This window comes from Bacillus cereus group sp. N21 (genome assembly GCF_016483395.1).
GTDB classification, from domain to species: domain Bacteria; phylum Bacillota; class Bacilli; order Bacillales; family Bacillaceae_G; genus Bacillus_A; species Bacillus_A pseudomycoides.
Window position 1 is genome coordinate 1 of sequence record NZ_JAEHBX010000388.1, and the last position, 250, is coordinate 250.

Below are 250 nucleotides of genomic sequence, written 5' to 3' on the forward strand. Positions count from 1 at the left end.
TAGCTAAACCATTTGCTGGCTACTATACATATGCAGTAGATGAGAGGTGGGGACTTCATACATGGAAGGATTTCTTTGTATTTTGCTATTCTGCTTTATTTGGTATGCTCACGCATGTTGTTTGGGATGCGTTTTACTCATAATACAGGCTACTTCGTTATGGAAATACCATTGTTACAAAGAGAATTACATAGTATTCCGGTGTATAAATATATGCAACATGGGAGTACATGTGTTGGTTTATTATTAC

General features: G+C 36.0%; 1 pseudogene. It reads left to right on the forward strand.

Annotated features, from left to right (window positions below):
- Positions 1-250, forward strand: a pseudogene (locus JDS96_RS31320) (DUF4184 family protein); the annotation flags it as partial.